24 protein-coding genes are annotated in these 19,815 nt (G+C 40.8%); 18 read left to right on the top strand and 6 right to left on the bottom strand.

Annotation, left to right across the window (positions count from 1 at the left end; all coding sequences use genetic code 11):
• The first annotated feature begins 14 nt into the window (after window positions 1-14).
• The 6 genes from B9L23_RS13670 (at window position 15) to B9L23_RS13645 (ending at window position 4,364) form a co-directional block, all read left to right on the top strand.
• Window positions 15-590: a cob(I)yrinic acid a,c-diamide adenosyltransferase gene (locus B9L23_RS13670; RefSeq protein ID WP_081188246.1), complete on the top strand. Its 576-nt coding sequence runs from the start codon at window positions 15-17 to the stop codon at window positions 588-590.
• The gene (locus B9L23_RS13665) at window positions 587-781 is read left to right on the top strand and encodes a hypothetical protein (RefSeq protein WP_089097866.1); all 195 of its coding nucleotides are present in this window, start codon (window positions 587-589) and stop codon (window positions 779-781) included. Before B9L23_RS13670 ends, B9L23_RS13665 begins: the two co-directional genes overlap by 4 nt.
• Window positions 774-1,490, top strand: a complete 717-nt coding sequence (locus B9L23_RS13660; protein WP_089097865.1) for an AIR synthase related protein — start codon at window positions 774-776, stop codon at window positions 1,488-1,490. Before B9L23_RS13665 ends, B9L23_RS13660 begins: the two co-directional genes overlap by 8 nt.
• Before the next feature lie 125 nt (window positions 1,491-1,615).
• Window positions 1,616-2,164, top strand: a complete 549-nt coding sequence (gene sigX / locus B9L23_RS13655) for an RNA polymerase sigma factor SigX (protein WP_081188252.1) — start codon at window positions 1,616-1,618, stop codon at window positions 2,162-2,164.
• On the top strand, window positions 2,142-3,284 hold the full coding sequence (locus B9L23_RS13650) for a GerMN domain-containing protein (RefSeq protein WP_089097864.1): 1,143 nt from the start codon (window positions 2,142-2,144) through the stop codon (window positions 3,282-3,284). Before sigX ends, B9L23_RS13650 begins: the two co-directional genes overlap by 23 nt.
• 267 nt (window positions 3,285-3,551) lie before the next feature.
• Entirely contained in the window at window positions 3,552-4,364 is an 813-nt protein-coding gene (locus B9L23_RS13645; RefSeq protein WP_015864328.1) for a histidinol-phosphatase, read from the top strand.
• Window positions 4,365-4,412: 48 nt separating this feature from the next.
• On the opposite strand, the gene serA is transcribed toward B9L23_RS13645, so the two are convergent.
• The 3 genes from serA to B9L23_RS13630 form a co-directional block, all read right to left on the bottom strand.
• The gene (gene serA / locus B9L23_RS13640) at window positions 4,413-5,990 is read right to left on the bottom strand and encodes a phosphoglycerate dehydrogenase (protein ID WP_015864327.1); all 1,578 of its coding nucleotides are present in this window, start codon (window positions 5,988-5,990) and stop codon (window positions 4,413-4,415) included.
• Window positions 5,991-6,174: 184 nt separating this feature from the next.
• Complete coding sequence (locus B9L23_RS13635) at window positions 6,175-6,678, bottom strand: inorganic diphosphatase (RefSeq protein ID WP_015864326.1); 504 nt, start codon at window positions 6,676-6,678, stop codon at window positions 6,175-6,177.
• A gap of 303 nt (window positions 6,679-6,981) precedes the next feature.
• The gene (locus tag B9L23_RS13630; protein WP_011231729.1) at window positions 6,982-7,230 is read right to left on the bottom strand and encodes a ferredoxin; all 249 of its coding nucleotides are present in this window, start codon (window positions 7,228-7,230) and stop codon (window positions 6,982-6,984) included.
• Window positions 7,231-7,486: 256 nt separating this feature from the next.
• Between B9L23_RS13630 and B9L23_RS13625 the strand changes: the two genes are divergently transcribed.
• The 5 genes from B9L23_RS13625 to B9L23_RS13605 all read left to right on the top strand — a co-directional run bounded on the left by B9L23_RS13625 (window position 7,487) and on the right by B9L23_RS13605 (window position 11,779).
• Entirely contained in the window at window positions 7,487-8,539 is a 1,053-nt protein-coding gene (locus B9L23_RS13625) for a YpbB family protein (protein WP_089097863.1), read from the top strand.
• Window positions 8,533-10,029 carry a RecQ family ATP-dependent DNA helicase gene (locus B9L23_RS13620; protein WP_089097862.1) on the top strand — a complete coding sequence of 499 codons (1,497 nt, stop codon included), beginning with the start codon at window positions 8,533-8,535 and terminating at the stop codon, window positions 10,027-10,029. Before B9L23_RS13625 ends, B9L23_RS13620 begins: the two co-directional genes overlap by 7 nt.
• Window positions 10,030-10,046: 17 nt before the next feature.
• Window positions 10,047-10,664, top strand: coding sequence for a CPBP family intramembrane glutamic endopeptidase (locus B9L23_RS13615; protein ID WP_089097861.1), 618 nt, complete (start codon window positions 10,047-10,049; stop codon window positions 10,662-10,664).
• The gene (locus B9L23_RS13610) at window positions 10,661-11,236 is read left to right on the top strand and encodes a LysM peptidoglycan-binding domain-containing protein (protein ID WP_015864322.1); all 576 of its coding nucleotides are present in this window, start codon (window positions 10,661-10,663) and stop codon (window positions 11,234-11,236) included. Before B9L23_RS13615 ends, B9L23_RS13610 begins: the two co-directional genes overlap by 4 nt.
• Before the next feature lie 90 nt (window positions 11,237-11,326).
• A complete protein-coding gene (locus tag B9L23_RS13605; RefSeq protein WP_081189594.1) occupies window positions 11,327-11,779 on the top strand; it encodes a YpbF family protein in 453 nt (150 codons plus the stop codon).
• 27 nt (window positions 11,780-11,806) lie between these two features.
• Here the strand turns inward: B9L23_RS13605 and B9L23_RS13600 are convergent, their stop codons facing one another.
• The 3 genes from B9L23_RS13600 to B9L23_RS13590 are packed head-to-tail and all read right to left on the bottom strand — an operon-like array spanning window position 11,807 to window position 12,898.
• Window positions 11,807-12,376, bottom strand: coding sequence for a manganese catalase family protein (locus tag B9L23_RS13600; RefSeq protein WP_015864320.1), 570 nt, complete (start codon window positions 12,374-12,376; stop codon window positions 11,807-11,809).
• Between the two features lie 34 nt (window positions 12,377-12,410).
• The gene (locus B9L23_RS13595; RefSeq protein WP_015864319.1) at window positions 12,411-12,671 is read right to left on the bottom strand and encodes a spore coat protein CotJB; all 261 of its coding nucleotides are present in this window, start codon (window positions 12,669-12,671) and stop codon (window positions 12,411-12,413) included.
• Window positions 12,668-12,898 (bottom strand): spore coat associated protein CotJA, encoded by a 231-nt coding sequence (locus tag B9L23_RS13590; protein WP_015864318.1) that lies wholly within the window; start codon window positions 12,896-12,898, stop codon window positions 12,668-12,670. The genes B9L23_RS13595 and B9L23_RS13590 overlap by 4 nt, the downstream gene beginning before the upstream one ends.
• A 111-nt stretch (window positions 12,899-13,009) precedes the next feature.
• Between B9L23_RS13590 and B9L23_RS13585 the strand changes: the two genes are divergently transcribed.
• From B9L23_RS13585 to prsW, 7 genes are all read left to right on the top strand, one after another.
• Complete coding sequence (locus B9L23_RS13585) at window positions 13,010-13,402, top strand: hypothetical protein (protein ID WP_235603552.1); 393 nt, start codon at window positions 13,010-13,012, stop codon at window positions 13,400-13,402.
• Window positions 13,403-13,410: 8 nt separating this feature from the next.
• Window positions 13,411-14,196 (top strand): metallophosphoesterase, encoded by a 786-nt coding sequence (locus B9L23_RS13580; RefSeq protein WP_089097860.1) that lies wholly within the window; start codon window positions 13,411-13,413, stop codon window positions 14,194-14,196.
• Window positions 14,197-14,302: 106 nt separating this feature from the next.
• Window positions 14,303-14,893 (top strand): genetic competence negative regulator, encoded by a 591-nt coding sequence (locus B9L23_RS13575; protein ID WP_015864315.1) that lies wholly within the window; start codon window positions 14,303-14,305, stop codon window positions 14,891-14,893.
• A gap of 255 nt (window positions 14,894-15,148) precedes the next feature.
• A complete protein-coding gene (locus B9L23_RS13570; protein WP_015864314.1) occupies window positions 15,149-16,435 on the top strand; it encodes a Glu/Leu/Phe/Val family dehydrogenase in 1,287 nt (428 codons plus the stop codon).
• An 84-nt stretch (window positions 16,436-16,519) separates the two neighbouring features.
• On the top strand, window positions 16,520-17,500 hold the full coding sequence (locus B9L23_RS13565; protein ID WP_089097859.1) for a YpdA family putative bacillithiol disulfide reductase: 981 nt from the start codon (window positions 16,520-16,522) through the stop codon (window positions 17,498-17,500).
• Window positions 17,501-17,661: 161 nt separating this feature from the next.
• The gene (locus B9L23_RS13560; protein ID WP_062752755.1) at window positions 17,662-18,627 is read left to right on the top strand and encodes an asparaginase; all 966 of its coding nucleotides are present in this window, start codon (window positions 17,662-17,664) and stop codon (window positions 18,625-18,627) included.
• Window positions 18,628-19,124: 497 nt separating this feature from the next.
• Window positions 19,125-19,799, top strand: coding sequence for a glutamic-type intramembrane protease PrsW (prsW, locus tag B9L23_RS13555; RefSeq protein WP_062752753.1), 675 nt, complete (start codon window positions 19,125-19,127; stop codon window positions 19,797-19,799).
• Window positions 19,800-19,815: the final 16 nt, after the last annotated feature.

Here is a 19,815-nt window from a genome sequence, read left to right as displayed (position 1 = left end):
GGGGGAGAAACGATATGAGACTATATACGAGAACAGGTGACAAAGGAAAAACGAGTTTAATCGGCGGACGTGTCGATAAAGATCATCTGCGTGTGGAGGCGTACGGGACGCTAGATGAAGTAAATTCATTTGTCGGGCAGGCGATGACGCTGTTAAATGATGAGAAATTTCAAGACATTTACGCTGAATTGCAAAAAATTCAACATGAATTATTTGATTGCGGCGGCGACTTGGCCATTGTGAATGGGAAGATTCCGTACAAAGTAACGGCAGATATGGTGACATTTTTGGAAACGCGCATCGATGAATATGTGAAAGAAGCTCCGCCGCTTGAAAAATTTATTTTGCCTGGCGGCTCTAAAGCTGCGGCGGCGCTTCATGTCGCCCGCACGGTAACAAGAAGAGCGGAACGGTGCATCGTGTCATTAAGCAAAGAGGAGCCGATTAATGAAATTGTATTGCAATACGTGAATCGTTTATCTGATTACTTTTTTGCTGTCGCCCGCGTCATTAACGCGCGTTTGGGAGTAAAAGACGTCGAATATGAACGGAGCGCGATCGTGTTTCGGGATAAGGAGGGGAAAAAATGATAGGAAGCCGGAAACAATTTGCCGCGACAATTGTGTTGATTAGTTTATCGGTGATGGGTAAAGCGTTTGTTTTGGCGATTATTCCTTCTTTGGCTATTGCAACACTTGCAAACATCATCGCTTCCTCACTCGTTATTCCGGTGCTTTGGAGATGGACAATCATGGAATCGGAGAAGATGCCACGTGCGTGATGTATTGTTTATACCTTTTTATGATGGCATAGAGTTAGTGGTTGCGGCGGATGGTTCGGCAGCAATTGGAGAGAAAGAGAAGGATGTTGTACACGCTCCATATGATGTTGTTTCGTATTTTGCTGCGCGCGTTGCATTCATGGAAGTATTGAGCGTTGGAGCGAAGCCGCATGCCGTGGTACTGCAAAATTTTGTGCATGATGAAGCGTGGGAAACACTTTGCAATGGCATCCGCAGGACGTGTCAAGAATTGCATATAGACATTCCGGTCATCGGGAGCAGTGAAACGAATTTTCCAACGTTGCAGTCCGCTGTTGGAATAACGGTTGTCGGTACGGTACAAACAGAGCGAAAACGGGTCGGAATAACACCAAAAGATGCAAAATTTGCGGTAATCGGCGAGCCGCTTGTTGGAGATGAAGTATTGAAGCGTAAGGAACGTATGCTTTCTCTTTCGTTATTTCAAGCACTATTGAGACAAACGTATGTTTATGAAATTGTTCCGGTTGGTTCAAAAGGAATTTATTATGAATTGCAACAGTTGCTTCAGGACAACGGTCTTTCCTCTTTCTCTTGTTCCTGCTCGTTGCCGCTTTTTGCTTCATCCGGTCCGGCTACTTCTGTATTAATAAGCTATGATCCTCATATGGAAGAAGAAATAAAGAAGATGGTAAAAGATTTATTTTTTTCGATCGAATTGCGCTTATAGATTAGTAGAGATGAAAGGGAAGAATATTCCGTAAATATTCTTCCTTTTTTTGCGAAGAAACTTTATGATAGTTGTAACGAAACGATTGTTCTATCGACAGATGTAGTAGAATGGGAGGAGAAAGGATGGACTCCGTTTTTGAGGAGTTGTACGAAAAGTATCATGATGACATTTTTAATTTTTTATTTTATATGGTACGAAATCGAGAACAGGCAGAAGATCTCGTTCAAGAAGTATACATAAAAGTATTGCGTTCGTATAAGCGATTTAAGGGGGAAAGCAGTGAAAAAACGTGGCTGCTATCGATTGCTCGCCATGTGGCAATCGATTTTTTTCGCAAACAAAAAAGCTGGCGGCGGAGAGTGTCAGAAAAATTCGATTGGAACGATGATCAGCTTTGTGATATGCAGCCACTCCCGGAGGAAATTGCGATTCAAAAAGAAGAAATTCAACGGATGTACCGTTGTTTAGAGCGTTGTACCATTGATCAGCAACTTGTCATTGTACTCCGCTTTATTCAGTCACTATCGATCGCAGAAACAGCAGAAACGTTAGGATGGACGGAAAGCAAAGTAAAAACAACGCAACACCGGGCATTAAAAGTATTAAAAAAGTATATGGAGGAAGAAGCGGCGAAAGGAGGAAAACAACATGAAAAAATTTCGGTGGAATGACGAATGCCTCCAATATACGTTGCAACAAATGCCGATGATCAAAGATCATCGTTCGAAAGAAGAAGTGTACCGACAATTGATGAAAGCAAGAAAAACAGCACGTTTGAAAGCGTGGTTTCTTCCATCGTTTGCTTCGATCGTTGCAGTCATAATCGTTGTTGTCATTAGTGTGCACAGCCTCCCGTTTACCAAACAGACAGAAGAAAAATCGGATAAATCTGTCATTACGTTGCAAGCTGATCAGCGTTCCAATATGAGTCAACCGCTTTTGTCAGTAAACCAATACAGCGAGTTTCCATCGCACATTGTTACAAAAGAAGCTTTGAATGATCAAGATGTTGCTGTACTAGGGCTTCCCGACCAGCAGTCTCAAATCGTGATTCCGATTAGCGTGCCAGTCCCAAAGCATGAGTCGGTAAAACGGCAGCTAGAAACGGCCAAAACACAAATTGATGAACAAAAATGGGGAGTCTCGAAACATTTGCTTAATGGGGTAACGATGGTGCCTTCTCGTGAAAGCAAACGAGTTTGGCTTGTTTATGTTTCGAAACAACATCCGATTTTTTTGGAAGGAAGAGTGAGTGAGTCGCTGTTTTTATCCAGTATTGAAGAAACCATTCGATGGATGGGTGGCAAGAAAATTCGCTTTTTTACGGGAAATAAAGAAGGGATGAAACTAAGTCATAAAGGATATATAGAATCGATGGAAATTCCAAAAAAGAAGCGGGCGTATTATTTATATCAGCTCAGTTCGTCGCATCCTGTATATCTCGTTCCGTCCCCCCAACATTTCCCAACATTTCTCAAAGCGTTAAGACAAATGCAAAAAGATGCTAGTGCATCACTGCGATCAACGATTCCGCGGGGAGTGCAAATTGAGAAAGTAGATGTGCAACAGGATCACGTCGTTGTTCAATTTACTGAGGATTCAAAGCTTGATGTATCGCCATCGTTATGCTGGATGGTGGAAGCAATTTTACTTACCGCTAAGGAGTTTGGTTTTCGCTCGGTGACGTTTATGGGGGGGAATGTAAAACAGATCGGTCCATATATATTTGGCAAGAAGATTGATGTACCCGTTGGCCCAAATCCGATGATGGCGACTTTGCATACAAGATAAGGGAGGGCAGTATTTTTTAATGTGAATGAAGTTCTATTTGTTTTTTTTTGACATAATACTATATGGTGTAAAAATAACAAGGAGGGATGAGCGACGATGGGTGATGTGGTGAGACGATTGCTTGTAGTGGCGGGAATGGCCGTTTGCATTCGGTTATTATTTATGGTAGGGTTAACTGGTTAACGTTTCGAAAATTCGTGAAAATCGTTGTCCTCTCGCATTTTCATACGATATAATGATAGAAACATAGTGGGAGGCGATTTGTGAATGTTAACAGACTACCATAACCATCTAGAACGCGGAACGCTGACATTGGACTATTTGCGGCAATTTACCGATGAAGCGGCGCGGAAAGGAATTCAACATTTCGGTATATCCGAACATGCCTATCATTTTTATCAAACGAAAAATATTTTATCGAATCCATGGGTAGACGAACGTCGCTATTATGATATGGCAGATTATGTCCGTCTTTTCCATGAGGCGTGGGATGCCGGAATTGATGTAAAAATGTCTATCGAAATGGATTATACGCCAGGAAAACATGAAGAGATGGCGGCGTTTATTCGATCATATGAGTTTGATTATGTCATCGGTTCCATTCACTGGATCGATGATTTCGGCATTGACTTAGCGGAATATCGAAAGGAATGGGAACGCCGGGATTTGTACGATACATATCGCAAATATTTTGACCAAGTCGTTACTTTAGCCGAGTCGAACTTATTTGATATTATCGGTCATATAGATCTGGTCAAAATATTTAAATATGTTCCGGAGGATGAAGAATTTTTATTAGAGCAATATGATCGTGCCACGACAGCGCTTGCGAATTCCAAAACATGTGTGGAAATCAGCACTGCTGGACTCCGCAAACCGGTTGGCGAGCTATATCCGGATAAGCGGCTGTTGCAAATGTGCTATGATAAGGGAATTCCGATTGTGCTTTCTTCTGATGCGCACGTTCCAGAGCACGTGGGGGCGGATTACGACAAGGCGATTGCGCTGGCGAAAAGCGTTGGCTATACGGAGCTGATGACGTTTCAAAAAGGGGAGCGTAAAGCGGTGCCGCTTGGATAAGAGAACAGCAATGGAAAAAGGAATGGGAAATTCCCATTCCTTTTTTGCTTATGAAACTTCTAATCTTTTTACCGTTTCAATATCTTCAATTTCAGCTAATTTCTGAAGTAAAGCGTCATCAATCGGTTTATCTAACGAAAGCATCATAATTGCCTTTCCACCTGCCTGCTCGCGTCCGACTTGCATTGTAGCGATATTTACTTGATGTTCGCCGAGGACGTTTCCGACCTTTCCGATCATTCCTGGTCGGTCTTGATGTTGGATGTAAAGAAGATGTCCATCTGGTGCAAAATCAATCGTAAATCCATCGAAGTGAACGATGCGGTCGCCATAGTTTGGAATGTGCGAGCCTTTAATCGTAAACGTTCTGTTTTCCCCGTGTACGGTAAGGGAAATGCAGTTTGCGTAACCATGTGTTTCATCGGAAAATTTTTCTCCATACGTAATGCCGCGTTCTTTTGCGATCATGGCGGCATTCACTTCGTTAACCGTCGAAGCGACGCGCGGCCGTAAAAACCCAGCGAGCAAGCTGCGAGTGATATATGTCGTTTCTAAATCGGCAACCGTTCCCGCATAGGTTACGGATAGTTCTTGGACAGGAATATTCATATATTGTGATGCGATCGTGCCCATTTTTTTCGCTAAATTGTAGAATGCTTGAATTTTTTCATATACGTCTTTAGACAATGTTGGTAGATTAATAGATGATGTAACTGGTTTTCCTTCTAAAAAGTGTAATATTTCCTCGGCAACTTGTGTAGCAACATTGAGCTGCGCCTCTATAGTCGAAGCGCCAAGGTGAGGGGTGACAATCACATTATCAAAAGCAAAAAGCGGATGATCGCCTGGCGGTTCTTGTTCGAATACGTCGAGAGCTACCCCTGCAACATGGCCGCTTTGAAGAAATGGAATTAATGCTTGTTCGTCAATAATACCGCCGCGGGCACAGTTGATAAGGTATACGCCCTTTTTCGTTTTGGCCAAATTTTTTTCGCCAAGAAGCCCTTTTGTTTCTTTAGTTAATGGAGTGTGTACGGTAATAATATCAGAGCAAGCAAGCACTTCATCAAGTGTATGGATCGATACACCAAGTTTTTCCGCCCGCTCTTTTGTTAAAAATGGATCATATACGTGAACCGTCATGCCGAATGCGCGCGCGCGTTTGGCTACTTCGGATCCGATGCGGCCAAATCCGATAATTCCTAAATGTTTTCCTTGCAACTCTGTTCCAACGAACGCGGAACGATTCCACTCCCGGGATTTCACAGAAACATGTGCTTGCGGAATATGGCGCACAAGCGCAGCCATCATAGCAAATGTGTGTTCAGCAGCAGAAATCGTATTTCCGTTTGGAGCATTAATAACGACAATCCCGCGCTTCGTTGCTGCTTCTACATCAATATTGTCAACTCCCACACCAGCGCGCCCGATGATTTTTAAATTTGGCATTTTGGAAAGGAGTTCTTCTGTCACTTTCGTAGCGCTGCGAACAAGCAAGGCGTCAAATTCATGAAGTTGTTCTTCTACTTCTGTTACCTTTTTTTGTACGATTTCAATTTGTTCGGATTTTCGTAGTGGGGCTAATCCTTCTTCGCTAATTGCGTCGGAAACTAAAATGCGAAACACGGTGGTGAGCTCCTTTCTTTTTTCAAGGATTTTAAATTTCTGATAATTTAACATAATAAATTACCATCTGTCAATGATATGATAAGAAGTCATACCAATGTAAACGTTTTTATTATGAAATGTTCGGATTTTCCTGAATAAGAAACGCCCAAGTCGTCAACCGTTCACTTGGGCGTCTTTTCTGTTATTTATTTTTTTGTTCGTTGTAGCGAGCGATGCATTCATCAATTAGTTTAGCGGCAGCTTCTGGACCTTCCCACGAGCCGATTTCCGTCCGTTTCCCTTCCAAGTCTTTATAGCGTTCGAAGAAATGGGCGATTTCTTTTAATTTATGCTGCGGAAGATCTTCGATGCTGCGTACTTCATCGAAACGCGGATCTTCGACAGGAACACCGATTAATTTCGCATCCTCTTCACCGCTGTCAATCATATTTAAATAACCGATGACACGTGTGTCGATCACACAGCCAGGGAACGTTGGATTTGTGGTGATGACTAAAATGTCAAGCGGGTCGCCGTCTAAAGCGAGCGTGTTTTGCAAATATCCATATTCTGCCGGATAAAACATTGGAGAGTATAAGACGCGGTCTAGTTTGAAAATGCCCCGTTCTTTGTCAAATTCGTACTTGTTTTGGCTTCCTGTCGGAATTTCGATAAATGCTTCGACAACTTTATTTTCAAATGCCACAACATTTTCCTCCCTTTGTATGTATGTATGTGTTTCTATTATAGAATAGATGGTAGAAGTATAGCAACTATGTAAATATAACTCAATGTTTCGTTCTTTCGATCAACAAATTTTTCAACAGTCGACAAAATCTCATTAAAATATGACGGTGGATTTCAGCAAAACATGATTGGATGATCTTGTTTTTGTGCAGGAGCGGGTAATCGATCCGTTATTGCTTAAGTGGACGGCAATAGAGGCTTCATTCAGATCATTTCCATAAAAAACCCTCTTGCATTTTGCATACAAGAGGGTGTATTTTTATTAATCAAATTTATTTGGATCGCCATCAAACGGTTCGTCTGCAACCTTAATCGATTCCGTTGGGCAGCCTTCGAATGCATCCATCATGTCATCGATAAGAATTTCTGGCACTTCCACGATGCCTTGGTTGTCATCTAGTGTTACGTATGCAATGCCATCTTCATCGTAGTCATAAATATCCGGAGCTGCGGCACCGCACGCACCACATGCAATACATGTTTCCTTATCAACAATCGTATATTTTGGCATAAATAAAAACCTCCTCAAATTCTATTTCAAACGGACTGTCATCTCCGTGTTGTATACTCGGAAATGAGCTTTCACTTCTTATAATAAGACTGTTTCCACAACTTTTCAATACAAAAAATATTACACCGATATTTTTAAACATACATTTCCCATTATGCATTTTTTCTAGATGAGAAAAACTTTGTGTGAGAAACGAAGAGAGTATTTCTGCTACAATGGATGTATATCAAAGTGTTTCAATAAAGGAGCGGCGCGAATGAAAGGTGGGTATGCTTCGTTTCTTGTTTTATTTTGTTTGCACCGTTTCAGCGGGGAGCGGTCTTTATCCGCGATATATCATCTATTTACCGGAAAAAAGTCGTCACAAACGTTACAAGATAGTAAATGGTTTCAGTTAGAACCATTTTTCGGAGTGTGGAAAGAAGTTACGTTAAACGATGTCGAGGCAGCAGCGCAACAGTTGTTCGAAAACGGCTTGATTTCCCCTGTACAAAACCGTTCTTATATACTGACGGAAGCTGGAAAAAAGCAGTTAGACGAACAGTTGCATCAAGTGTTTTTTCCGGTTCATATAAACGGATGGCGGTATCACGCCACAGAAAAAACGTTTTGGTATCGGTTGTCCTTGCTTGTTCAAACGTTATCGAACGTGCTCCATCGAACCCGTTTTGAACCGATTCATCGCCATGAGGAAACATTGATTTGGGTAAAGAATTACTTATTATCGCAAAAAAGGACAGTGCATGAATTAGCGCAAACGCTTTATAAAGAAATATATGACATTCTTTCTTCCGTTTCGGAAGAAGAGGCGACGGTGTTTACATTGCGCTTAACGAGTTTTGAGCGAATTGGCTGGACAAATGAGCAAATCGCTTCCTATTTGCAAAAAGATCCAGTATACGTTCGGTTTCAATTCCAAAATGTATTGCATTATATGATGGCTAGAGCGGAATCAAAACGTTCATCCGTTTTATATGAATTGATGCATGATTTATCGCTGCCGATACCATTAACGTTTTCGACACAAAAAACGTATGAATGGCTATTGCGTGGAAAATCGATCGAAGAGATCGCTAAGCTGCGCCGTTTAAAAAGAAGCACCATTGAAGACCATGTGGTGGAAATTGCGGCGAATATTCCTCATTTTTCTATTCAACCGTTCATCAATGAGAAAAGAGCGGCAAAAATTATTGAAACGGTACGAAAATTACGGACGCGGAAATTAAAGGTGATTCGTGACGCTATCGATGACGATGTCAGCTACTTTGAAATTCGCCTCGTATTAGCAAAGGAAGGAGAAATGTGGTGACATTAGAACAGTTGCTTCAAGAAAAATTCGGCTACTCCTCTTTTCGAAAAGGACAACGGGAAATTATTGAAGACATTTTGCGCGGATATGATGTATTAGCAATGTTGCCGACTGGTGGGGGAAAATCACTTTGTTATCAGCTTCCCGCATATGTATTGCAAGGCAGCGTGTTAATTATTTCGCCGCTCGTTTCGCTGATGGAGGACCAAGTGCAGCAGCTTCGCCAACGTGGAGAAAAGAGAGTCATCGCATTTAATAGTTTTTTAGAAACAGAAGTAAAGATCAAAGCACTTGAGCGGCTTCATGAATTTCGGTTTATTTATGTTTCCCCGGAGATGCTGCAGTCGGAACGATTGCTTCGCGCCTTAATGAATATCCGTATTTCCTTATTTGTAGTTGATGAAGCACATTGCATTTCCCAGTGGGGTTACGATTTCCGTCCTGATTTTTTAAAGTTGGGAGAAATTCGTAAGCGTCTTGGCTCTCCAACTTGTCTGGCGTTAACAGCCACCGCACCGCCTGAAGTGATGGATGATATTGTACATATTTTGCAGCTCCAGCCTCTTCGTCGGCATATTCATTCTGTTGACCGGCCTAATATCGCCATCAAAGTGGAGAAAACGGACTTTATCCATGAGAAAGTAAACAGGCTGCTTGATTATGTAAAAATGCTAGAAGGACCTGGGTTAATTTATTTTTCAAGCAGGCAATGGGCGGAAACGATGGCGCAGAAGCTGCAAGAGGAAGGAATTGAGCGAGTCGCCTATTATCATGGAGGAATGGATTCCGAACAGCGAATGCTTGTTCAGCAACAATTTTTACGTGACCAATTGGAAATTGTATGCTGTACGAATGCATTTGGCATGGGAGTAAATAAAGAAAATATTCGTTTTGTCATTCATTTTCACATGCCTGGTCAGATAGAGGCTTATTTACAGGAAATCGGCAGAGCCGGCCGCGATGGAAAAAAGAGCATTGCCATTTTACTATATACCAATGGTGACGAGAGCATGGTACAATCTCTTATGGAAACGGAATTGCCGGACGATGTGCAAGTAAAACAATTATGCGAAAGCTTATTATATGGTGTAACTCCGGATCGTTTAGAACAGCAAATGAATGCATGCTCGTTAACAGATGTGCAAAAACGGATTTTAACGTATTTTTTCGAAGCGGAAGGAATCATTTCTTCCAAGCGGTTGCTTACGGAACGGGATGTTGCCTGTTTATATCAGACAATGATGAAGTATATCGAGACGCGCAGGCAATGGAAGCGAAAAAAGCTGCGGGAAATGATGAGTTGGGTGTTGCATCGTTCATGCCGGCGTGAGGCGATCGTTCAGGCGTTTCAACAGTCATTGGAGAGAAAGCCAGATTTATGCTGCGACCGATGCGGATTTCCGCTCGAGAGCTACTTGCGCATGGAGAAAGAGGATAAAGATCTGCATTTCCATGGCTGGAAAGCGGAATTAAAGCGAATTTTCTTTTAAAGCGAGGCGTGTCTAGAATGAGGCGGCAAAGTGAACAAATCCGCATGATGGACGATCGTGAAGTACTCATTCATTTATATTTTACTCAGTTATTGTTAATTGTCGTATCAGCAATCATCGGATTTTTTCTTTTTGATCTTTCGACATTCCGAAAAATTTGGCATTTTGATGTTGCCACGGTGTTAAAGTATGGCGGCGGAAGTGCAATGATTGTATTGGCCATCGATTTTTTATTGATGCGTTATTTGCCGGAACATTGGTATGATGATGGAGGAATTAACGAAAAAATTTTCCAAAAACGGTCGATTCCGCATATCTTTTTTTTATGTTTATTGATCGCTTTTAGTGAAGAACTATTGTTTCGTGGAGTGATCCAGACGCATTTTGGCTTGTTTATTGCCAGCATCGTGTTCGCTTTGTTGCACGTGCGCTATTTAGAAAAGTGGTTTTTATTTGGGATGGTCGTATTGTTAAGCTTTTTTCTTGGATATATTTACCAACGGACAAACAGTCTTTGGGTCACCATTTTTGCTCATTTTCTTATTGACTTTATCTTGGCGATCGATATTCGTCTTCATTATGTCCGTCATTATGTCCGCAACATGAAAGAGGGAGACGGGAGTGATAATGTGTGAATCATGATCAAGCAGAATCATTGCGCGAATTAGTGGAACAAAGAGACGAAATGGTGCAGCAAGAAGATGTATTATCACTTCCATCGCGCAGAGAGGTGCATAGACAAAAGAAATCAAAAAAACGGGTGAAATGGAAGTTAAAATATCCGCTTATTCGCTTGTTAGCACTATTTTTTATTTTACTTCCGATTTCGATGTTAAGCATTTATTATGCAAATGATGATTCAAAAACAGTGACTGTTGTAACACGCAGTGAGACGGGCAGCTACGAACAAATTGACATTGCTCCTGCTGAGGAAAAGGCGGCGCCGCCATCAAGCGAGCCAAGCTCGCAAAAAAAAGATCGGCCTGAATCAGACGCACAAAAAGAAAATAAAGCTTCGGATAAGCAAAAAAAGCAAAAGATTATTACACATACAGTCCAAGAAAATGAAACATTGTACAGCATTGCGATGAAATATTATCAAAGTGATAAAGGAATGGAAATGATAAAAAAATGGAATCATTTAAAGAGCGCACAGCTTCATAAAGGACAAGTGCTGCAAATTCCAGTGATGGACGCTGAAAAGTAAGGAGGCGTACCATCACTTTTTTGTTCTACCTAAATGGGCTCGTACATACGTTTATAATAGAGGTCAGTGAAAAAACGAGGGGATCCGGCCGTGAGCAAAGTATTTTTCGAACAGCTTCATATTGATGAAGTAACAAAACAAATGCTGCTTGGAGTGATTGAAAAGAAGCAAAAATGGGAACGTTTGAAGAAACGGGTCCTGTCTTTGCAGATTGTCACTTTAGGTGGATTTGCGGTATTTTTCGTATATGTTTTATTTTATCTGATTTTTCCCAGCGGTACATTGACTGCGTTTATTAAGATGTTTTTAGAAAAAACAGTGCATTTGTATATATTATTATTGTTGTTTACATTGTATTGGGCCATTTTATATTACAAAAAAAAGTGCGATAAAGCAGAAGAAGAATTTCATTCGCTTCGCTGTGAAATCATTCAAAAAAGCGCCGATTTATGGAAAGAAGAGCAGCAATGGAAAGAGCGCCATAAATTGTTTGAGATCATGAAAAAGGAGTACGACATTAATTTGTATTTTGAAAATAGCTGAATGGTACTCCATTCAGCTACCTTTCGATTAAAAAATTTTCTTGCGGTCACGCTCTTCTTTTAAAATTTCGACTGCTTCGCGAAAACGCTGGGCATGAATGATTTCACGTTCACGTAAAAAGCGAAGCCCATCGTTTAAATCTGGATCATCGCTCATATTAATAATCCATTGATAGGTTGCCCGCGCTTTTTCTTCGGCAGCGATATCTTCATATAAATCGGCAATTGGGTCTCCTTTCGCTTGAATGTATGTCGCCGTAAATGGAACTCCAGCGGCATTATGATAAAATAAAGCGCGGTCATGATCGACATAGTGTGCGTCAAGACCTGCTTCTTTCAGCTGTTCTAGGGTGGCGTCTTTTGTTAATTTGTATACCATTGTCGCAATCATTTCCAAATGAGCTAATTCTTCGGTTCCAATATCTGTGAGCAAACCGACTACTTTATCAGGGATGGAGTAGCGTTGATTTAAATAACGAAGCGCAGCGGCGAGTTCTCCATCCGCACCTCCATACTGTTCAATTAAATATTTCGCCAATTTTGGGTTGCATGTGCTGACACGAACAGGATATTGCAATTTTTTTTCATAAATCCACATCGTCATTTCCTCCCTTTACAGCGAGTTGTTTTTGCTATACTTGCCAAGGCCAAGGAGAATCATTCCAATTCCACGGATAATTGGAATAGCTGTTTCCATATTGCTGAAGTGGACCATAACAGGATTCAAACTGTTTTTTCAGTTGTTTCCGTTTTTGCGCAAGCTGGTTAAATTGCTGGATGGCTTGGTAGTCAGTAGGATGGGTGTCGAGGTATAACGTTAAGTCGACGAGGGCAAAATCAACCGCTTGGAGCTGTTCTAAAAGTTCATAGTATTCTTTTGGCAACTGTTTCATTGGTAATCACCTTTAGTTTTCATTTCATAAGGACCATAATATGGATCATAAAAAATTTTCCAAAGGGTTCCTTTTTTTAACGCTTCATGCAATGGGAATTGCGGCAAGTTTGGCGGCTGAAATCCGACATATTGATTTGGAGCGGTGACATAGGTTTTGACGCGAATTGGCGGGCAAGGGTCAAATGGGCTTACATAAGGTTCGTATTGCTTTCGTGTTGTGAACATAAGAAACCTCCTTTTTGGGCAGAACTTCAGTCTATATTTATGACCATTGCGTTTTGTTCATGACTTCTTTTTTCGGTGAATACATGTAAGAAAAAAGGGAGGAAACAGGTTGTGTTTTATCTGTTATATATTGCTGTCGGATTTTTATGCGGGTATTTTATGATTCATTGGATGCCGCCAGTGACTCCGTTTGATTTTGCCTATTTTATCACTGAACTTATTTTTAATCCTTTGCGGACGTTTTTAGCAATGATTTGTTTTTTTATTGGTTTTTTAGCCAATGCAGTAGTGATCCGCACCGTCATTGAAGGAGTGATTTTATGCTTGCAGCGAAAGCAGGTGCGTTGGAAGGAATGGTTTATTTGCTGCGGGGGGATGGGAAGCTTTTATTGGCTATTTCAATGGGAAACGAGGCTCGCTGCTTTATTTTTTATTTTCTCTTTGATTTATGGTATGATATCGGTGGATTTGGATCGTTCTCGTCAATATAATCGAAACTTATAGGGGGAGTTATATTGATTTGGATCATTTTTTTTGCTTTTTTTTGTATATTGGCTTATATGTGGTGGGAAGCGCATCGAAACCGCGTTGTTCACATTGAATTGACCTTTCCTCAGTTTCCAAGTAGTTTTCGGGCGTTTTCCATTTTTTTTATTTCTGATCTTCATCGGCGGGTATTGGCAAAAAGAATTGTGGAGGAGATAAAAGGAAAAGCGGATATTGTTTTAGTTGGCGGGGACCTTACGGAAAAAGGGGTGCCCGTCGCGCGTGTCAAGGAAAATATTCGCCGTTTAAAAATGATTGGACCGGTTTATTTTATTTGGGGGAATAATGATTATGAAACGGAATATGATTTGCACTCGCTTTTAGTGGAGGAAGGAGTGCATATATTGGAAAATAGCGCTGTTATGTTGCAATCCCCGAATGGGGAGAAGCTTGCTCTCATTGGAGTGGAGGATATGAGCAAACGGCGCGCAAGATTGGACCAAGCGCTTCAAGGGGTGGATGAGGATGCATTTCGCATCCTTGCTTCGCATAATCCGAAAATCGTCGGGCGTCTTCGTCCCGAACATCGTATTTCGCTTGTGATCAGCGGTCATACGCATGGAGGGCAAATTCGTTTCTTTTCGTTTGGGCTCTATGAAAAAGGCGGTTTAAAAAATGTGAACGGAACAGCCGTTTATGTCAGCAACGGGTACGGGACGACAGCCGTTCCGCTTCGCTTTGGAGCCCCTGCGGAAACGAATTTGATCACCATTTGTTCACGGAAAGAAGATAAAGAAAAAATGCTTGTCTAAATGACTATAAACGATGTAAACTCATTAATAATAACAAACGAACCATTTATGAATTATTTCATACAATAAACATAAGAGATGGCTGTGTAGGTAAGGAGGGGTGTTGATGCGTCTTGAACGCTTAACCCACAATAAAATCAAAATTTTCCTTACGTTTGATGATTTGATGGATCGCGGTTTAACGAAAGAGGATTTATGGAAAGATACGTTTAAAGTTCATCAATTGTTTCGCGATATGATTGAGGAGGCAAGCGAGGAGCTCGGCTTTGAAGTAAACGGGTCGATCGCAGTGGAAGTATACTCTTTACCAGCACAGGGAATGGTTGTTATCGTAACAAGTGAGGGCGAATATGACGACATGGAGGAAGAATTTGCTGACGATTATATTGAAATGCAAGTAACGCTCGATGAGAGCGATGACATATTTTATGAATTTCAGACGTTTGAAGATGTCATTCAGCTCGCTCATCGTCTTTACTCGATCGGTTGTCTAGACGGAACCCTCTACTCCTACCAAAATCGTTTTTACTTGCATGTCGCTGAGGAACCGCCGATCCCAATCGATAACTTTGTTGCTTTATTAGCGGAATTTGCCAGCCCTTCAACGATAACGATACATCGTGTGCAAGAATATGGTAAGAAGCTAATTGAACATCGAGCCATTGAACAACTTGTTCGTTATTTTCCAGTGCGTTAATGCTTTATCAGACCCCGTCGTATGGACAAGGGGTCTGGCTTTTTATTTTTTCCATATGTTAGATGACAAGGAAAATAAATATATACTAAGGAAAAGACAGCTTATTGACATAAAAGCGATGTAAATGGTTGTAAATAGCCGTAAATCGCTTGGCATTTTATTTTTTTTCCTTTGCATAAATAAAAAGAAAGTGTATACTATGACATGAAAGGTGACAATATCAAATATTATAGCGAATTTATAGGAGGTTTACGTATGGTAGCCGACAAGCATACCAACGAAGAAAATCTGGAAGAAAAAGCGGAAAAATATGATGTATTAACAGCAACACAAACTGTTATACATAGAGCATTGGAAAAATTAGGGTATCCAGAAGAAGTATATGAGTTGCTCAAAGAGCCGATTCGCATGCTGACAGTGAGAATTCCTGTGCGCATGGATGACGGTACTGTAAAAATTTTTACCGGCTACCGTGCCCAGCATAATGATGCCGTTGGTCCAACTAAGGGGGGCGTTCGTTTCCATCCAAACGTAACAGAGCGTGAAGTGAAAGCGCTATCTATTTGGATGAGCCTAAAATGTGGCATTGTCGATTTGCCGTATGGCGGTGGAAAAGGCGGAATTGTATGTGATCCGCGTACGATGTCATTCCGTGAATTAGAACGATTAAGCCGTGGTTATGTTCGCGCGATTAGCCAAATCGTTGGTCCGACAAAAGACATTCCTGCACCAGATGTCTTTACGAACTCGCAAATTATGGCATGGATGATGGACGAATATAGCCGCATCGACGAATTTAACTCTCCTGGATTTATTACAGGAAAACCTTTAGTGCTAGGCGGGTCGCACGGGCGCGAAACCGCGACGGCAAAAGGGGTTACGATTTGTATTCGCGAAGCGGCGAAAAAACGCGGTATCGACTTGAAAGGAGCACGCGTGGTCGTTCAAGGTTTTGGAAACGCGGGAAGCTATTTAGCAAAATTTATGTATGATGCCGGTGCGAAAGTCATTGGCATTTCCGACGTATATGGAGCTCTTTACGATCCGAACGGTTTAGATATCGATTATTTGCTTGAGCGCCGCGACAGCTTTGGTACGGTAACGAAATTGTTTAAAAATACAATTACGAACAAAGAATTGTTAGAGCTTGATTGCGATATTTTAGTTCCAGCCGCAATTGAAAATCAAATTACGAAAGAAAATGCGCCAAATATTAAAGCAAGCATTGTCGTGGAGGCGGCAAACGGTCCAACGACGCTAGAGGCGACGGAAATTTTAACGGAACGCGGCATTTTGCTTGTTCCAGACGTATTAGCTAGTGCCGGCGGTGTAACGGTATCCTATTTTGAATGGGTGCAAAATAACCAAGGATATTATTGGACAGAAGAAGAAGTCCAAGAACGATTAGAAAAAGTGATGGTAAAAGCGTTTAACAACGTATATGAAATGGCGCAAACCCGCCGCGTAGATATGCGATTGGCTGCTTATATGGTCGGCGTTCGAAAAATGGCGGAAGCGTGCCGTTTCCGCGGATGGGTATAAAGAGCATGCAAAACATATTTACAACATGCCAAAAATCCCCTATCATATGATAGGGGATTTTTGGATGTTTAAGGAGTGAACCGGATGAAAGAAGAAAAAATCATTATTGTTGGCGGTGGTCCTTGTGGGCTTGCTGCGGCGATCGCTTTGCAAGATGTCGGTTATCGTCCGTTAGTAATAGAGAAAGGAAATATCGTTAATTCCATTTATCATTTTCCGATTCATCAAACGTTTTTTAGTACGAGTGAGCGTCTTGAAATTGGCGGGGTTCCGTTTATTACGGAAAATCGGAAGCCAAAGCGAAATCAAGCACTCGCTTATTATCGCGAAGTAGTTACGAGAAAACAAGTGCGTGTACAAACGTTTGAAAAAGTGGAGCAAGTAGAAAAACAAGAAGATGGAACATTTCTTGTCCAAACGACAAAAGAACAATATCGCGCCCAATACGTTATTATTGCTACCGGATATTACGACAATCCAAATTATATGAACATACCGGGAGAAGATTTACCGAAAGTAACGCATTATTTTAAAGAAGCGCACCCGTATTACAACACCGATTGTGTTGTCATTGGCGGAAAAAATTCTAGCGTGGACGCAGCGCTGGAACTTGTCAAGGCGGGAGCACGTGTCACGGTATTGTACCGGGGAAGCGGATACTCTCCAAGCATCAAACCTTGGATTTTGCCGGAATTTGATTCTCTCGTCCGCAAGGGAATTATTAAAATGGAGTTTAACGCTCATGTAAAAGAGATTACGGAGGATGCCGTCATTTACGAAGTAGGGGGCGAAATCAAAAAAATTAAAAACGATTTTGTATTTGCGATGACAGGATATCATCCTGATCATGAATTTTTGAAAAAGATGGGAGTCGGGGTCGATCCAGAAACGGGCCGGCCGCTTTATGATCCAGAAACAATGGAAACGAATGTACGCGGAATTTTTATCGCAGGTGTCATTGCGGCAGGAAATGATGCCAATGAAATTTTTATTGAAAACGGGCGCTTTCACGGTGAGCAAATCGCTGCTTGTATCGCAAAACGGGAAAAGGAGAAAGGGCAATAACAGAAGGAGGCTGGTTTTTTTCAGCCTCTTTTTTATCATTCCATAAACATTTCTTGCAGTTTCTGCGGATCGTTTAGACAGTATATTTTTTTATTTATCGACAACCATTATTTTGTGTTGTAATTCATTTATGCTATTATGTTTCTAAAGAGGTGACATTAATGAAAAAAGTGGCACTAATTACTACAGGTGGAACAATAGCAAGCAAAAAGACAGAAGAAGGCAAATATGTTTCAGGGGAAATGACGGGAGAAGAATTAGCACAAATTTGCAATTTACCTGATGATATTAAAATTGAAATACATTCTTTATTTCAACTGCCCAGCATGCATATTACATTTGAGCATTTATTAACCTTAAAAAACAAAATCGAAGAAATTTATCAAGATAAAACAATTGATGGCATAGTTGTTACACATGGAACAGACACACTCGAAGAAACCGCATATTTTTTAGATTTAACGATTTCAGATGATCGCCAAATCGTTTTAACAGGCTCACAACGCTCTCCAGAACAACAGGGAAGTGATGCTTATACAAATATTCGCCATGCGGTTTATACGGCTTGTAATGACGATTTAAGAGGTGTAGGAACGGTTGTAGTATTTAATGAACGCATATTTGTGGCCAGACATGTGAAAAAAGTACATGCTTCTAATTTACAAGGCTTTGATGTTTTTGGATATGGGTATTTAGGGATTATCGATAATGATAAAGTATACATATATCAAAAGCCAATTAGAAGGGAAACATACAAAATAAAAAATGAAATACCTGAAGTAGATATAATCAAATGCTATTTGGACGCTGACGATAAATTTATAAAAGCAGCCATAAACGCTAATGTAAAAGGAATTGTTTTAGAAGGGGTAGGCAGAGGACAAGTATCACCAAAAATGATGGGCGCAATAAAAGAAGCTGTATCGAAAGAAATAAAAGTTGTAATTACAACAAGTGCAGAAGAAGGGGAAGTATATACGACTTATGATTATTTAGGCAGCGCTTATGATCTTGTTAAAAATGGAGTTATTTTAGGGAAAGATTTAGACAGTAAAAAGGCAAGAATAAAATTAGCCGTATTGCTTGCAGCTAATGAAGATAATTTAGAAGGGAAATTCAGTATATAAATGGGCACAAGGACAGTGTAGTTAACACACTGTCCTCTTTAAATAGGGAATATCTGGATGAGGTGAGCCGCATCATAATATATACACTTTATACTCAAATATTCTCTATAAAATCGAACTTTTAATTTATTCATAAAATTATTATCGAATCTCTAGTTTTGTGCTTGTCTGATTTTATCTAGCACCACGGGTTAAATATATTTGATAAATCACACGTATGAGTTTTTGTCACGTTTTTAGCTGTGTGGATTTCGTCATTGAGTACGGCCCCAACACCCCTTTTCCGCGCGCTTCTTCTCTTCCGGCTACTTTGACAGATGAAATTAGGTTATCATCTTCCTTCATCGAAATAGTACCGCCTGTGTGAATAATCAGGAACTTTTTCGCTGTTCTTCCTCCTTCGAGAAAGTTCTGCTATGATGAAATATCGGAAGGTCATTTTCAAATGCCACATTCTCATGTTACCATAAAGAAAACGGATGGAAACGGGGATTTGTATGTTAACGTTAATTTCGTCTGGCATTGCCCCAGGTGTTGCGCTGCTTAGTTATTTTTATTTAAAAGATGAATATGAAACCGAACCGCTATCCATTGTGTTGAGAACATTTGTTATTGGGGCGCTTCTTGTGTTTCCCATTATGTTTATTCAATATGTGTTTCATGTGGAAGGAATCGCAGCCTCTAAGATAGCTCGCGCCTTTTTTTTGTCGGGATTATTGGAAGAGTTTGTGAAGTGGTTTATTGTCTATTTTTTTATTTATGACCACCACGAGTTTGATGAGCCGTACGATGGCATCGTATACAGCGCAAGTGTATCGCTCGGTTTTGCGACGATGGAAAATATTTTGTATTTATTGGCAAACGGTGTAGAATTTGCCGTAACAAGAGCGTTTTTACCTGTCTCAAGCCATGCTTTATTCGCAGTCATTATGGGGTTTTATTTTGGAAAAGCAAAATTTACTATAAAAAAGCGGCGCTACTTATTTCTTTCTTTTTTTCTGCCATTTCTATTGCACGGGACGTATGATTTCATTTTGTTGACACAGGAAAAATGGAGTTATTACATGGTTCCGTTCATGCTGTTATTATGGTGGTCTGCTCTTCGAAAAGTAAAACAAGCGAAAGGATTACATGATTACGATAGGATCCCTTCAGCAAAAAGCCAAGCATAATACGCTTGGTTTTTTG

The organism is Parageobacillus galactosidasius, assembly GCF_002217735.1.
Classification (GTDB): Bacteria; Bacillota; Bacilli; order Bacillales; family Anoxybacillaceae; genus Parageobacillus_B; species Parageobacillus_B toebii.
The sequence above is the reverse complement of the archived record's forward strand: the minus strand, read 5'-3'. Positions and strand labels throughout refer to the sequence as shown.

Excerpts from the sequence above, each read along its gene's own strand:
- B9L23_RS13670 (WP_081188246.1), top strand. The coding sequence starts at position 15 with ATGAGACTATATACGAGAACAGGTGACAAAGGAAAAACGAGTTTAATC.
- B9L23_RS13665 (WP_089097866.1), top strand. The coding sequence starts at position 587 with ATGATAGGAAGCCGGAAACAATTTGCCGCGACAATTGTGTTGATTAGT.
- sigX (WP_081188252.1), top strand. The coding sequence starts at position 1,616 with ATGGACTCCGTTTTTGAGGAGTTGTACGAAAAGTATCATGATGACATT.
- B9L23_RS13650 (WP_089097864.1), top strand. The coding sequence starts at position 2,142 with ATGAAAAAATTTCGGTGGAATGACGAATGCCTCCAATATACGTTGCAA.
- B9L23_RS13645 (WP_015864328.1), top strand. The coding sequence starts at position 3,552 with ATGTTAACAGACTACCATAACCATCTAGAACGCGGAACGCTGACATTG.
- B9L23_RS13630 (WP_011231729.1), bottom strand. The coding sequence starts at position 7,230 with ATGCCAAAATATACGATTGTTGATAAGGAAACATGTATTGCATGTGGT.
- B9L23_RS13625 (WP_089097863.1), top strand. The coding sequence starts at position 7,487 with ATGAAAGGTGGGTATGCTTCGTTTCTTGTTTTATTTTGTTTGCACCGT.
- B9L23_RS13615 (WP_089097861.1), top strand. The coding sequence starts at position 10,047 with ATGAGGCGGCAAAGTGAACAAATCCGCATGATGGACGATCGTGAAGTA.
- B9L23_RS13600 (WP_015864320.1), bottom strand. The coding sequence starts at position 12,376 with ATGTGGATTTATGAAAAAAAATTGCAATATCCTGTTCGTGTCAGCACA.
- B9L23_RS13595 (WP_015864319.1), bottom strand. The coding sequence starts at position 12,671 with ATGAAACAGTTGCCAAAAGAATACTATGAACTTTTAGAACAGCTCCAA.
- B9L23_RS13590 (WP_015864318.1), bottom strand. The coding sequence starts at position 12,898 with ATGTTCACAACACGAAAGCAATACGAACCTTATGTAAGCCCATTTGAC.
- B9L23_RS13575 (WP_015864315.1), top strand. The coding sequence starts at position 14,303 with ATGCGTCTTGAACGCTTAACCCACAATAAAATCAAAATTTTCCTTACG.
- B9L23_RS13570 (WP_015864314.1), top strand. The coding sequence starts at position 15,149 with ATGGTAGCCGACAAGCATACCAACGAAGAAAATCTGGAAGAAAAAGCG.
- B9L23_RS13565 (WP_089097859.1), top strand. The coding sequence starts at position 16,520 with ATGAAAGAAGAAAAAATCATTATTGTTGGCGGTGGTCCTTGTGGGCTT.
- B9L23_RS13560 (WP_062752755.1), top strand. The coding sequence starts at position 17,662 with ATGAAAAAAGTGGCACTAATTACTACAGGTGGAACAATAGCAAGCAAA.
- prsW (WP_062752753.1), top strand. The coding sequence starts at position 19,125 with ATGTTAACGTTAATTTCGTCTGGCATTGCCCCAGGTGTTGCGCTGCTT.